Source organism: Enterococcus sp. DIV1420a (assembly GCF_051712165.1).
GTDB lineage: Bacteria > Bacillota > Bacilli > Lactobacillales > Enterococcaceae > Enterococcus > Enterococcus faecalis.
In genome coordinates, this window is the sequence record NZ_JBIOOI010000002.1 from 422380 (window position 1) to 435904 (window position 13525).

The 13525-nt window shown below is 37.3% G+C and carries 12 protein-coding genes, 1 riboswitch and 1 other annotated feature; of the genes, 11 read left to right on the forward strand and 1 reads right to left on the reverse strand.

Annotated elements, in window-relative coordinates; translation table 11 throughout:
- Positions 1-95: 95 nt before the first annotated feature.
- The 6 genes from tsaB to IGI80_RS13420 all read left to right on the forward strand — a co-directional run bounded on the left by tsaB (position 96) and on the right by IGI80_RS13420 (position 5521).
- Positions 96-815, forward strand: coding sequence for a tRNA (adenosine(37)-N6)-threonylcarbamoyltransferase complex dimerization subunit type 1 TsaB (tsaB, locus tag IGI80_RS13395; RefSeq protein WP_002356660.1), 720 nt, complete (start codon positions 96-98; stop codon positions 813-815).
- Entirely contained in the window at positions 787-1341 is a 555-nt protein-coding gene (gene rimI, locus IGI80_RS13400) for a ribosomal protein S18-alanine N-acetyltransferase (protein ID WP_002387121.1), read from the forward strand. Before tsaB ends, rimI (IGI80_RS13400) begins: the two co-directional genes overlap by 29 nt.
- A 7-nt stretch (positions 1342-1348) precedes the next feature.
- Positions 1349-1813, forward strand: coding sequence for a ribosomal protein S18-alanine N-acetyltransferase (gene rimI, locus IGI80_RS13405; RefSeq protein WP_002359702.1), 465 nt, complete (start codon positions 1349-1351; stop codon positions 1811-1813).
- Entirely contained in the window at positions 1810-2856 is a 1047-nt protein-coding gene (tsaD, locus tag IGI80_RS13410) for a tRNA (adenosine(37)-N6)-threonylcarbamoyltransferase complex transferase subunit TsaD (RefSeq protein ID WP_002372207.1), read from the forward strand. The genes rimI (IGI80_RS13405) and tsaD overlap by 4 nt, the downstream gene beginning before the upstream one ends.
- Positions 2857-2898: 42 nt before the next feature.
- Positions 2899-3102: a binding site (T-box leader), on the forward strand.
- Positions 3103-3173: 71 nt separating this feature from the next.
- Complete coding sequence (argS, locus tag IGI80_RS13415) at positions 3174-4865, forward strand: arginine--tRNA ligase (RefSeq protein WP_002359703.1); 1692 nt, start codon at positions 3174-3176, stop codon at positions 4863-4865.
- Positions 4866-5020: 155 nt separating this feature from the next.
- Complete coding sequence (locus IGI80_RS13420) at positions 5021-5521, forward strand: HD domain-containing protein (protein ID WP_002356666.1); 501 nt, start codon at positions 5021-5023, stop codon at positions 5519-5521.
- An 80-nt stretch (positions 5522-5601) separates the two neighbouring features.
- Here IGI80_RS13420 and IGI80_RS13425 read toward each other — a convergent pair whose 3' ends face one another.
- A complete protein-coding gene (locus IGI80_RS13425; RefSeq protein WP_002362215.1) occupies positions 5602-5934 on the reverse strand; it encodes a helix-turn-helix domain-containing protein in 333 nt (110 codons plus the stop codon).
- Positions 5935-6031: 97 nt separating this feature from the next.
- Here IGI80_RS13425 and IGI80_RS13430 point away from each other — a divergent pair, with 97 nt between their 5' ends.
- From IGI80_RS13430 to IGI80_RS13450, 5 genes are all read left to right on the forward strand, one after another.
- Complete coding sequence (locus IGI80_RS13430) at positions 6032-6385, forward strand: hypothetical protein (RefSeq protein ID WP_002359704.1); 354 nt, start codon at positions 6032-6034, stop codon at positions 6383-6385.
- Positions 6369-10622 (forward strand): MSCRAMM family protein, encoded by a 4254-nt coding sequence (locus IGI80_RS13435; protein ID WP_438723846.1) that lies wholly within the window; start codon positions 6369-6371, stop codon positions 10620-10622. Before IGI80_RS13430 ends, IGI80_RS13435 begins: the two co-directional genes overlap by 17 nt.
- Before the next feature lie 28 nt (positions 10623-10650).
- On the forward strand, positions 10651-10794 hold the full coding sequence (locus IGI80_RS13440) for a hypothetical protein (RefSeq protein ID WP_002356674.1): 144 nt from the start codon (positions 10651-10653) through the stop codon (positions 10792-10794).
- Positions 10791-11975 (forward strand): glycosyltransferase family 2 protein, encoded by a 1185-nt coding sequence (locus IGI80_RS13445; protein WP_438723847.1) that lies wholly within the window; start codon positions 10791-10793, stop codon positions 11973-11975. Before IGI80_RS13440 ends, IGI80_RS13445 begins: the two co-directional genes overlap by 4 nt.
- A gap of 117 nt (positions 11976-12092) precedes the next feature.
- Positions 12093-12162: riboswitch (Fluoride riboswitch) on the forward strand.
- Between the two features lie 76 nt (positions 12163-12238).
- Positions 12239-13504 (forward strand): voltage-gated chloride channel family protein, encoded by a 1266-nt coding sequence (locus IGI80_RS13450; protein WP_438723848.1) that lies wholly within the window; start codon positions 12239-12241, stop codon positions 13502-13504.
- Positions 13505-13525: the final 21 nt, after the last annotated feature.

Consider the following 13525-nt stretch of genomic DNA (forward strand, 5'->3'; position numbering starts at 1 on the left):
GAGGTTTCTGTAAAAAGAAACCTCGTTTTCCCTTTTTAGAAAAAGGAAAGTGTGCTACAATGAAGCGACTAAATTGTAGAAGGAAAGGGATTCGTGTGCGAATTTTAGCAATAGATACATCTAACCAAACATTGAGTATTGCTGTGTGTGAAAATCAAAAAATTCTGGGAAGTTATACAGCAACGGTTAAAAGAAATCATAGCTTAACATTAATGCCGGCAATTGACTATTTGATGAGTCAATTGAACTTGGCGCCAACGGCAATTGATCGTTTTGTCGTAGCAGAAGGACCTGGATCATACACTGGCTTACGTTTAGGCGTGACGACTGCCAAAACATTGGCCTATACTTTAAAGAAAGAGCTAGTAGGCATTTCCAGTCTACAAACGTTAGCTGCCAATTGTGTTGGACAAACTGGTTTAATTGTGCCTCTTTTTGATGCGCGTCGTAAAAACGTCTATGCTGGTGCTTATCGGTTTGTCAATGGCGTGTGGCAAAATGAGTTACCGGACCAACATATTTCCCTGCGGGAGTTATTAGAACAACTAAAAAATGAACCAAATCTTTTTTTTGTTGGTGAAGATGTTGAAAAATTCACTGAAGAAATAGCTCAAATCATTCCTCATGGAGAAATTTGTGATGTTCCACAATGGCAAATTCCTAATGCCGCAGTTTTGGCTGCGTTAGGTAGTGTGGCTGAACCTGTTGAAAATGTTCATGGGTTCTTACCTGCGTATTTGAAAAAAGTAGAAGCGGAAGAAAATTGGTTGAAGACACACACGCCTAATGGAGAAAGCTATGTGGAAAAACTTTAATTTTGTGACAAAATACTTTACAAAAAGACGGCAACGGTATATAACTAAAACCATTGCAATGAACCAGCAAGAATTTCAATTGCGTGAAATCACCTACCAAGATATTAAGGATTTACTAGCAATTGAACGTGAAGTTTATGCTGGGGAACTTCCTTGGACGATGTCTGCTTTCATGGCAGAACTTGGCTCAAAAGCGCCGCATCTCTATTTGTTAGCGGCAATTAACGGAAAAACAGTTGGCTTTATTGGTTGTCGGATTCAAGGAACGGATGCACACATTACGAATGTCGCTGTTCACACAGCATACCAAGGCTTAGGTTTAGGTCGTTCTTTAATAGAAGAAACGCGAATTTTTGCCAAGAAAAATCGTTGTGAAACCTTATCGCTAGAAGTACGAATGAGTAATGTTAAAGCCCAACGTTTATATCGAAAAATTGGCTTTGTCTCACAGACGGTGAAAAAAGGCTATTATGACGAAAATAATGAAGACGCACTAGAAATGATAATTGATTTAAAAGAAGAGTGAAGAAAAAATGTTAGTAACAAAAAAAGAAATATCTGTAGCAAATATTGGTGAAGAATTATGGCGTTTTAGTAATTCTTCTTATACAACTGGCTCCCCTTGGACAGAAACACAATTCGCGGAAGATTTTGCTCAGGAAAATAGCGAATATCTTTTTTTAGTTGAAAATGGCCAGTGGTTAGGTTATATTGCCTATCATTTTATTTTAGATGAAGCAGAAATTAGTCACGTTGTTGTGAATGGTCAGAAACAACACCAAGGAATTGGTTGTCAGTTAATGAAAGCTTTTAAAGAATATGTTAAAAGTCGTGACATTACACAAATTTTCTTAGAGGTCAGAGAATCGAATACATTAGCTCAAAAACTTTATGAGAAAACAGGTTTTCGGAAAGTAGCTGTTCGAAAAAATTATTATAAAGAACCTCAAGAAAATGCCTTTGTAATGTGTGCGAAATTAAGGAAGGAAGCCCAATGACAATTTTTACAAAAGAACGTAAATTATTATTAGCTGTGGAAAGTAGCTGTGATGAAACAAGTGTGGCTGTCATTGAAGATGGCGACAAAATTCTTTCCAATATCGTAGCTTCGCAAATTAAGAGCCATCAACGTTTTGGCGGAGTCGTTCCGGAAGTTGCGAGTCGTCATCATGTTGAACAAGTGACGATCTGTATTGAAGAAGCATTAACAGAAGCAAAAGTCACACCAGAAGAACTCAGTGGCGTTGCTGTGACCTATGGGCCTGGGTTAGTCGGTGCTTTATTAATAGGACTTTCTGCAGCAAAAGCATTTGCTTGGGCGCACCAATTACCACTTATTCCAGTCAATCATATGGCTGGGCACATTTATGCTGCCCGTTTTGTGGCACCGCTCGAATTTCCATTGATGGCCTTACTCGTTAGTGGAGGACATACGGAATTGGTCTACATGAAAGAAGATGGCTCTTTCAAAATTGTTGGTGAAACACGTGATGATGCAGCTGGTGAAGCGTATGATAAAGTCGGACGTGTGTTAGGGTTGCCTTATCCTAGTGGCAAAGAGATTGATGCTTTGGCCCATGAAGGCACAGATACCTACCAATTTCCACGGGCGATGCTAAAAGAGGATAACTATGACTTTAGCTTTAGTGGTTTGAAAAGTGCGTTTATTAACACGGTTCATAATGCAGAGCAACGTGGTGAAGTACTGTCTACAAAGGATTTAGCCGCAAGTTTTCAGGCGAGTGTGGTGGAAGTATTGGTGACTAAAACCATTCGTGCTTGTCAAGAATATCCTGTTAAGCAATTGCTAATTGCTGGGGGAGTTGCTGCGAATCAAGGATTACGAGAAGCAATGAGACATGCAATCAGTGAACAATTACCAGCAGTAACATTACTTATTCCGCCATTAAAACTTTGTGGGGATAACGCGGCGATGATTGGCGCTGCTGCTTTTATCGAAGCTGAAAAGAATCACTTCGCTTCGTATAACTTAAATGCAGAACCTGGCGTTAGTTTTATGACAATTAGTGAAGAAGGCTAGCCAGCTAGACAAAAATTTGCTATAATGAAGCCAGTTTAACAATGACATTCGATGATAAAGAGAGTACTTATTTCAACGTCAGCTTAGCGATCTTGGGAAGGTGGGAGCCAAGAGTGATCGGAATGAGGAAGCGCACTTTTAGAATTCTGCTGAAAGCAGACGGCAATCACCGTTATCGATGAAGCAGGTCTATCCAAGTAGTATAGACAATTAGAGTGGTACCGCGGGTAAATTCTCGTCTCTGACAAAACAAATCATTTTGTTTTGTCAGAGACGTTTTTGTTTTTTATACTTACAAATTAATCAGGAGGGTTCTTATGAACAACAAAGAAATCGTAGCAAAAGCGTTACATGATGTTTTAAATGAAGAATTAACGATGGATCAAATCGAACAATTATTGGAAAATCCTAAATCTGTCGATCATGGAGATGTGGCTTTTCCAGCCTTTTCATTAGCTAAAATTTATCGTAAAGCACCACAACAAATTGCAGCAGAATTAGCAGAAAAAATTGATGGCACAAATTTTGAAAAAATTGAAGTGGTGGGACCTTATTTAAACTTCTTCATGAATAAAGAAGCAGTCAGTCAAGCTGTCATTGGCGCAGTAGTCAAAGAAAAAAACAACTACGGAAACAGTACCTTTGGTAATAATGGCAATGTTCCTATTGATATGTCTTCACCAAACATTGCTAAACCAATTTCTATGGGGCACTTACGTTCTACGGTAATCGGGAATTCAATTGCCTTTATTTTAGAAAAAATTGGGTATCAGCCAATTCGGATTAACCACTTAGGTGACTGGGGTACACAGTTTGGTAAGTTAATTGTAGCTTATAAAAAATGGGGTTCTGAAGAAGCAGTTCGTCAACAACCAATTAATGAATTATTGCGCTTATATGTGCAATTTCATGAAGAAGCAGAAGAAAAACCAGAATTAGAAGACGAAGCACGTGCATGGTTTAAAAAATTAGAAGAAGGAGACCAAGAAGCTAATGAATTATGGAAATGGTTCCGTAGCGAGTCTCTAAAAGAATTTGATAAAATCTATTCCATGTTAGAAGTTGAATTTGATTCTTATAATGGCGAAGCCTTTTATAATGATAAAATGGATGAAATTGTTACTTTATTAGAAGAAAAACATTTATTAACAGAAAATCAAGGTGCAGAAATTGTTGATTTGACAGAATATAATTTAAATCCAGCACTTATTCGTAAATCAGATGGTGCGACGTTATATATCACACGGGATTTAGCGGCTGCGCTTTACCGTAAACGGACGTATGATTTTGCCAAATCGCTTTATGTAGTCGGCAACGAACAAAGCAATCACTTCAAACAATTAAAAGCAGTCTTGAAAGAACTAGGATTTGAATGGTCAGATGATATGGAACACATTCCGTTTGGTTTAATTACTCAAGGCGGTAAAAAATTATCCACACGTAAAGGGAAAATTGTTTTATTAGAAGAAGTATTGAATGAAGCTGTTACTTTAGCAGGAAATCAAATTAACGAGAAAAATCCAGACTTAGCAAATCGTGAAGAAGTGGCGAAACAAGTAGGTGTAGGTGCAGTTATTTTCCATGACCTTAAAAATGATCGTCTAAATAATTTCGATTTTGTATTAGATGAAGTTGTTCGTTTTGAAGGAGAAACTGGGCCATATGTTCAATATACACATGCTCGTGCGATGAGTATTTTACGTAAAGCAAACTTTACACCAGACGCCACACAACGTTATGCACTAAATGACAAGGATAGCTGGGAAGTCGTGAAGTTGTTACAAAAATTCCCTGAAACTGTGATGCAAGCTGCTGAAAAATATGAACCATCTGTTATTGCGAAACATAGCATTCATTTAGCACAAGCGTTCAATAAATATTATGCCCATGTTCGGATTTTGGATGAAGATGCTCAAAAAGAGGCACGCTTAGCGTTAGTTTATGCAGTAGCTACTGTTCTAAAAGAAGATTTACGTTTACTAGGGTTACATGCACCAGAAGAAATGTAGAAGTTTTTGTGAAAATTTTACTGCGTTGAACGCTAAACTTATTAAGCAAATATTAAAGTTAAGTTACAGATTGAGAAATTCATAGTAATTAAATAGCTGGGGTGCTATACTCGAGTCAAGTTATAAAAGGATTAGAAAAGGTGGCACCCAATTATATGACAGAAAAATGGCGTGAAGACGAAGAATATCTTTCTTATGTAGAAGATTTATTAGCAACCGAAGAAGTCCAAAAATTAGCAGAATACACACAACATATGCATTCAACTCGTTTAGAACATTCAATTAGTGTTTCCTATCATAGCTATAAATTAGCAAAGCGTTGGAACGGCAATGCTCGTGCAACAGCTCGTGCTGGTTTATTACATGATTTGTTTTACTATGATTGGCGCACAACAAAGTTTGACGAAGGCTCTCATGCCTATGTTCATCCACGAATTGCAGCCAAAAATGCTGAAAAAATTACAGAGTTGTCTGATTTAGAACGAGACATTATTATTAAACATATGTGGGGCGCAACTATTGCACCACCAAAATACAAAGAAAGTTACATTGTAACCTTTGTTGACAAATATTGTGCTGTGAAAGAAGCGGCGTTGCCGATGACGACAGCCATGAAAACCAAATGGCGTCAGTATTTTGGTCAACAGTCAATCTAAAAAAAGCTTATCCTTACGGATAAGCTTTTTTTGTTTGACGTTGACTAAAAAGTCTAGCATTCATCTATTTAAAATAAATATTAAAAGTAATTTTGTTCTGTTAATTTCTTTTGAGCGTATCGAAAGACTGCTTCTTGATTTTCAGTTGTTAACTGTTTGTAAATGTTCATAATATTGGTTGGGACAACAAATGGCGTTTCTTCCGTTTCAGGAATACCTAAGATTTCAAGAGGTGATACATCTAAAACTTTAGATAAGGCGACAATTTTATCCCTCCCCATATTTTCAATCATTCCAGTTTCCCATTTCCTGACGGTACTTTTTCCAACACCAACAAAATTTCCAACTTGTTCTAATGTAAGATTTTTCTCCATCCTTTTTTGCTTCAAAAAATTTTCTTTCAAAAAAACCACCTCCGTAAAAACATTCTAGCACAAAAAGTGTCGCAAAAGAAACATGTTTTTTTCAAAATGAAAGTAACGAATATAATAGAAAAATCAGCGTTTTTTAATGATATTGACGTTTTTTTCACAAAATGATATAATTTTCAGTGTCTTATTAGACACTGAAAAGGGGGAGAGTAAAATGGAATCAAATTTAATTCACTCAAAATTGAAAATGAAAGGAAAAAATGTTGAGTGGTTGGCAAATGAAATGACTGCATACGGGCAACCAATATCCGCTTCAACGATTTACAAAAAATTAAAAGGAGAAGTTGTTTTCAAAGCATCGGATATTAAATTGATTTCACAATTGTTGGATTTGAATAATGAAGAAATTATGACTATTTTTTTTAGTGAGCTAGTGTCTAAAAAGACACATATTAGTGTTGAAAGGATTGTGATGAATGAAAAAAAGTATTAATAAGTTATTTTCGATTTGTTTAATTATCTTTACTATTATAGGATCTAATACAAGTATTATTTCTTATGCAATGGATAATGAAAGTGGCACACAAATCCGGTCTATAGCTGTTGAATATCCGGGGGAAAAAACGGAAATTGTTGCTACAAAAGATTGGGCGACAGTTTCTTTGTCATTAGGAATCTCTGAATTAGCAAGCGGAGAGACGATGACATTAAGGATGGCTAGCGAAAAATATTCCTATTCAATGACACCTTTTGAAATTGGAGACGCACTTCAAGTGATTCCAAACGATGATGGTACTTGGACGATTAAAGCCTTACAAACGCTTACAGATTACTCAGCAGATTTGCAACTGAAGCTACGATATAATCAAAATTTATCAGAAGATTTTGAAGATCAAGTCGTTTTTACTTTTGGTGATTCACAAAAAATTGTCAAAATTAATATCGGGCAATACGTGGAGAAAGTTCCGCCAACTGAACTGGTTCGAAAAGTCCCGTTAGGATTTACCTCAGAGGGAAGAATTGCCTGGGTCATTTATTTTAACTATAATCAAGCAGGTCTTTCAGGTTCAGAAAAAACAACCTTTAAATTTTTAGATAATGTAGGTCCAAACCAAACATTAGCTATTGACAGTATTGCTGCATATCTCACCAAGCAGCCTATTTTAGAAACAAATGGTGAAATGATTCGGAATTTGGAACATGACGAATATAGTTATGATGCCAGTCAATTTTTCCAAAAAAATGCCTCTGAATCTGGATTTAATTATGAAGCAGAAAAATTTGAAGGAATACCAACGACCACGGGCAGTTATCTTTCCAATAAAAATGCCTATTATATTTATTTAGAAACGATTCCAAATGAAAATATTCCAAGTGATGCCGTGCTATCAAATTACACGTATATGCGTATTTCTAGTGAGGGATTCGATGCTTGGGAAGATGATGATATTGCCTACATCACAGCAGACGAGAGTAGTGATGGAACAGGTCGAGGGGGTGTCGTTTTAGAAAAAATTGATGCAGTAACTGCTAAAGTTTTAGAAGGTGCTGTTTTCAAAGTCGTGAACACAAAAACACAACAAGTTGTTCAAGAAACATTAACCACCAATCAAGCAGGTCAAATTCGTTTAGCTGGTTTGGAAGCTGGTCAGTATGCATTCATTGAAACAAAAGCACCAACTGGTTACAAGTTAGATGCAACGCCAGTTCCATTTGAAATTAAGTTAGAACAAACACAGACGATTCGCTTGAAAAAAGAAAATACGCGTTTAGAAAACCAGTTAAAAGTAGAAAAAGTAGATGAAAATAATGAGGCGAAACGTTTAGCAGGTGCTGAATTTTCGTTGTATGACCAAAAAAATAATCTAATAGAAAAAGGTGTCACGAATGAAAATGGCGAGCTGTTATTTTCAAATTTATCACCTGATGGAGAATATTATTTAGTTGAAACGAAGGCGCCTAATGGCTATGAATTAGACGAAACTAAACATCCTATTTCATTTGCTGGAAAAGCCGACTACACTTTAACATATCGGGTGAAGAATAAGCAGCAAGTACAAAAAGGCTCCATCAAAATTGTCAAACAAGATAAAGACAGTAAAAAACGTTTAACAGGCGCAGAATTTCAGTGGAAGGATACAGTGACAGGAAAGACAGGAACAGTGACAGTTGGAACCGATGGAACCATCACAATTCCCAACTTATCCGTCAATCGTACGTATGAAATCACAGAAACAAAAGCACCCACAGGTTATGTACTAGACAAAACCGTGCATAAAGTCACTCTAACAAGTGCACAAGCCAATAAAGTAGTGACTGTAACTGTTGACAATGTAGCGCAAAAAGGCTCCATCAAAATTGTCAAACAAGATAAAGACAGTAAAAAACGTTTAACAGGCGCAGAATTTCAGTGGAAAGATACGGTGACAGGAAAAACAGGAACAGTGACAGTTGGAACCGATGGAACGGTCACAATTCCCAACTTATCCGTCAATCGTACGTATGAAATCACAGAAACGAAAGCACCAGTGGGGTATGTACTAGACAAAACCGTGCATAAAGTCACTTTAACAAGTGCACAAGCCAATAAAGTAGTGACTGTAACTGTTGACAATGTAGCGCAAAAAGGCTCCATCAAAATTGTTAAACAAGACAAAGAAAGCAAAAAACGTTTAACAGGCGCAGAATTTCAGTGGAAAGATACAGTGACAGGAAAAACAGGAACAGTGACAGTTGGAACCGATGGAACCATCACAATTCCCAACTTATCCGTCAATCGTACGTATGAACTCACAGAAACGAAAGCACCCACAGGTTATGTACTAGACAAAACCGTGCATAAAGTCACTTTAACAACTGCACAGGCAAATAAAGTAGTGACAGTAATCATTGAAAATACAGCGCAAAAAGGTAGTCTAGCAATAATCAAAGTAGACAAAGATTCAAGAAAACGTCTAGCAGGTGCAGAGTTCAAATGGCGTGATACGGTGACAGGAAAAGAAGGAACAGTTGTAGCTGACAAAAACGGACAAGCCCTGATAACGAATTTGCCAGTCAATCGTGTATACGAAATTACAGAAATTAAAGCACCAAACGGCTATATCTTAAATAACAAGACTTACCGAGTTACCCTAACGACTAATTTTGCTGACAAGATTGGTTATTATACCATTGAAAATGTTGCGCTACGTGGCAATTTAAAATTAATTAAACAAGATGGTTACTCAAAACAACGTTTAGCAGGCGCACAATTTAGATGGCGTGACACAGTGAATGGGAATACAGGCGTAGTAACTGCTAATGCTAATGGTGAAGCAACTTTGTATAATTTTTCCGTCAACCGGATTTATGAAATTACAGAAATAAAAGCACCAAATGGTTATATACTTGACAGAACGGTGCATAAAATTCTTTTACCTGCGAATTATGCTGGCAAAACCTACACGTTCACCAAAAATAATCAAGCTCAAAAAGGCGCCATCAAAATTGTTAAGCAAGATGGATATACGAAACAACGTTTAGCAGGCGCACAATTTAAATTCCGAGATACAACCAATAATTATACTGCAACGTTTACAGCGAATAGGAACGGTGAAGTACTGATTACTGGATTAGCCGGTGATCGTATCTATGAGGTCACAGAAATCAAAGCACCGAATGGCTATATCATAGATAGACGTGTTCATAAAGTTGATTTACGTGGACAAGGTGGTAAAACCTATACATTAGTCTTAAATAATCAAGCACAAAAAGGTGCCATCAAAATTGTTAAGCAAGATGGATATACGAAACAACGTTTAGCAGGCGCACAATTTAAATTCCGAGATACAACCAATAATTATACTGCAACGTTTACAGCGAATAGGAACGGTGAAGTGCTGATTACTGGATTAGCCGGTGATCGTATCTATGAGGTCACAGAAATCAAAGCACCGAATGGCTATATCATAGATAGACGTGTTCATAAAGTTGATTTACGTGGACAAGGTGGTAAAACCTATACATTAGTCTTAAATAATCAAGCACAAAAAGGCGCCATCAAAATTATTAAGCAAGATACGGATACAAGAAAACGTTTAGCAGGAGCGAAATTCAGATTTCGCGATACTACCAATAACTATACGGCAACATTTACAGCAAATGGAAATGGTGAAGTACTGATTCCAGGATTATCGTCGGATCGTATTTATGAAATCACCGAGATACAAGCGCCAACTGGGTATGCGTTGGATAGTAGGGTCCATCGGATTGATTTACGAGGTCAAGGCACAAAAACGTATACGTTAGTGTTAAACAATAAAGCAAACTATGGTGCTATCAGAATTATTAAACAAGATGTTGAAACAAAAGCACGTTTAGCGGGCGCTGTTTTTGAATGGAAAGATACAACTAATGGCTATACACAAAGAGTAACAACAGGTTGGGATGGTACAGTCACTATTAGTGGGCTATCTGTCAACCGGGTATATGAAATTAGAGAAGTTCAAGCGCCGGCTGATTATTCACGAAATACTACGCCAACACGCGTCAGTCTGACGCAAAATCATGCGGGTCAAACAATTGCAATTGTTCGAGAAAACCGAAAAATACCGGTTTATAATCCGCCACCACCAACATATTGGCCAGGATATATTCCGCCAGTTACGTACTATAATCCACCTGTGTACTATAATCCTCCAAAGTATTATTATAGGGGGTGTGTGATGGTCATCGTGGTGGTGTGTTGGTAAAAAACAAATAGAGAGAAAGGGGTATTTAATGAGCCAATCAGCTTTACCGAAACTTGGGGTAATTTCAACAGGCGCCTTTTTTGTGGTTGATTTAATTGGCGTTATTCTAGTTTCGATTGTCACTGCCTACATTCTATACCGTTATTTTTTTAAAAGAGGTCAAATTACATGATTTATTTGTATCAGTTATACAAAGTAATTATGTTCATCTTCTTAACCTATTTATTTACAAGTTTATTTCTCAGTTTTCGAACAAGAAAAAAAACAAGAAGAGAAGTCGAAGTAGCAGAAGAATTTTTCTGCTACTTTCTTGTACCGTGTGTAAACGAGGAGAAAGTCATCGGAGAAACATTAAAAAAACTGGTTGCTTTACCAATTAAGAAAAAAATAATTGCGATTGATGATGGATCAACGGACCAAACCAAAGCAATGATGGACAGTATTGCTGGTCCAATCCAAGTTCTGTCTCGTCAATTTCCCAATGCGCAACAAGGCAAAGGCGCCGCTTTGAACCACGCTTTCCAAATTGTATTAACAGATGCAGAAAAAGGACACTATTCTTGGGATCAAGTTTTAGTGGGTGTGGTAGATGCAGATGGTTTTTTTAGTGAAAATATTGTCAATGAGCTAACTGCTGTTTTCACAGATAAAACAGTCTGTGCTGCGCAAACAAGAATCAAAATGAAAGATGTCACAAATTTTATGTTTATTGCACAAGATGTTGAGTTTTTTACGATTAATAATTTTATTCAAAAGGCGCGTCGAGCAACAAAAACCATCGGACTTGGTGGCAATGGTCAGTTTTTTCGGTTATCAATGATTACCGAACACTTAGGCTATCAGCCTTGGGGAAATGCTTTGTTGGATGACTATGAGTTAACCATTAAATTAATGCTGAAAGAGTTATCGATTGCTTATATTGACGAGGCCTTTATGGCTCAAGAAGCACTGAGAGATGTGAAACGTTTTATTCGTCAACGAAGTCGTTGGGTTCAAGGAAATTTAGATTGCCTAGCGTATTTACCCAGGGTGATTAAATCAAAGTCATTAACGCTAAGGCAGAAGTGTGGAATCTATTATTTTTTAGCGCAACCCTTTATTAATCTCGTAGCGGGGATGCTCGTTTTTGTCTTAACTGGGCTTCAACTGCAACACCTGTATAGGTTAGGCTTTTCGTTATCGCTTGTCATTAGTTTTGTTTTGGCCGTCAGTATTTCGTTAGTTTTCGGCATTTTTTTTACAATCAACTATTATCGCGAGTTGAAAAATTTTCAACTAAAAGTACCTGCAAAACTGGGGCTGATTATTTTTGCCTTTTACTATTTCCTACATGTACTTAATTTTATTCGTTAGTGTGGTGATGGCTTATTATCGGTTTATCAAAGGTAATAGCACGTGGATAAAAACGGAACGCAATTGATTTTTTATTGCACTTTCCAGAGTTGCGTGGTATTATTTTTAATAGTTTAATAGCAACATGGTGATGGTGTTCACCACGAACTATTTATTGGACGAATAAATTAATGACGCCTACCAAACGGGAGAAGTGTACCCTTTGGTAGGCTTTTTCTGTACGCTAGGATTGGCGATAAGAAAATTGTAAAGGAGCATGTAAAGTGAAAAAAGAAACAAAGCAACTACTATCAATCGGCGGTTATATGGCAAAATGGTTGCTCATTACCGCAATTATTGGTTTATTTATGGGGGCGTTATCCGCCTTTTTCTTAAAGAGTCTTACCTATGTAACAGATGTTCGTTTAGCAAATCCTTGGTTACTCTTTATCCTCCCCATTAGCGGTGTCGTTTTTACGTATTTCTATACGCGTTTTGGGAAAAATGCTAGCCGAGGAAATAACTTAGTGATTGAACAAGGCAATGGCGGGGAAGAAGATATTCCCTTGCGCTTAATTCCTTTAACATTGTTTGGCACGATTACTACGCACTTATTTGGTGGTTCTGTTGGTCGTGAAGGGACGGCGGTGCAAATGGGGGGCGCAATCGCGAATGCTGTAGGAAAAGTCTTTAAACTGTCCGCTTTGGAACGACAAGTAATTATTATCAGCGGAATTAGTGCAGGTTTTAGTTCTGTTTTTGGCACACCATTAGCGGGAACCGTTTTCGGATTAGAAGTTTTGGCGATTGGAAAAGTTCGTGCAGAGGCACTTTTCCCAAGTTTTTTTGCAGGCTTATTTGCTAATTTTGTGACTGAAAGTTTTGGTGTAACACATACGCATTATCTGATGGGCAAAATTCCGACTTGGTCGGTTGATCTATTCGTAAAACTATTTTTGGCATCGATTTGTTTTGGCTTGGCAGGTTGGGTTTTTAGTCGTTCCATTGTCTTTTTAAAAAAGACCTACGCAAATTGGTTTGCTAATGTCTACCTTCGTGCGTTTCTTGGGGCGTCCATTGTTGTTCTGTTTGTGCTCATCTTAAACAACCAACGTTATTTAGGCTTGAGTTTACCTTTATTAGAAGATGCATTTGCAGGCAATGCGCAGCCTTTTGATTTTGTTGGGAAATTATTCTTTACGGTGTTATCCTTGGGTGCCGGATTCCAAGGAGGAGAAGTGACGCCATTGTTTGAAATTGGGGCTACGTTAGGTAGTTCTTTGGCCCCTTTGTTACATCTGTCAATTCCTTTTTTAGCAGGTTTAGGATTTATTGGTGTTTTTTCTGGCGCCACGAATACGCCGATTGCTTGTTTCATTATGGGCATTGAACTATTTGGTAGTGAAGCGGCGGTCTATTTTTTCATGGTCTGCTTAATCAGTTTTATGTGTTCAGGAAATAGCGGTATTTATGCTTCGCAACAAAGTTTGTATCGTAAAGGAACAGCAGAATATCCTCTCTTTAACGCATTAAAAAATCGACGTAAATAAGATGTTTTTTTATGAAAATAT

What these genes read in the sequence shown, in the direction of transcription:
- rimI (WP_002387121.1), top strand. Translation starts at nt 787, where the DNA reads ATGGAGAAAGCTATGTGGAAAAACTTTAATTTTGTGACAAAATACTTT.
- rimI (WP_002359702.1), top strand. Translation starts at nt 1,349, where the DNA reads ATGTTAGTAACAAAAAAAGAAATATCTGTAGCAAATATTGGTGAAGAA.
- tsaD (WP_002372207.1), top strand. Translation starts at nt 1,810, where the DNA reads ATGACAATTTTTACAAAAGAACGTAAATTATTATTAGCTGTGGAAAGT.
- argS (WP_002359703.1), top strand. Translation starts at nt 3,174, where the DNA reads ATGAACAACAAAGAAATCGTAGCAAAAGCGTTACATGATGTTTTAAAT.
- IGI80_RS13420 (WP_002356666.1), top strand. Translation starts at nt 5,021, where the DNA reads ATGACAGAAAAATGGCGTGAAGACGAAGAATATCTTTCTTATGTAGAA.
- IGI80_RS13430 (WP_002359704.1), top strand. Translation starts at nt 6,032, where the DNA reads ATGATATTGACGTTTTTTTCACAAAATGATATAATTTTCAGTGTCTTA.
- IGI80_RS13435 (WP_438723846.1), top strand. Translation starts at nt 6,369, where the DNA reads ATGAAAAAAAGTATTAATAAGTTATTTTCGATTTGTTTAATTATCTTT.
- IGI80_RS13440 (WP_002356674.1), top strand. Translation starts at nt 10,651, where the DNA reads ATGAGCCAATCAGCTTTACCGAAACTTGGGGTAATTTCAACAGGCGCC.
- IGI80_RS13445 (WP_438723847.1), top strand. Translation starts at nt 10,791, where the DNA reads ATGATTTATTTGTATCAGTTATACAAAGTAATTATGTTCATCTTCTTA.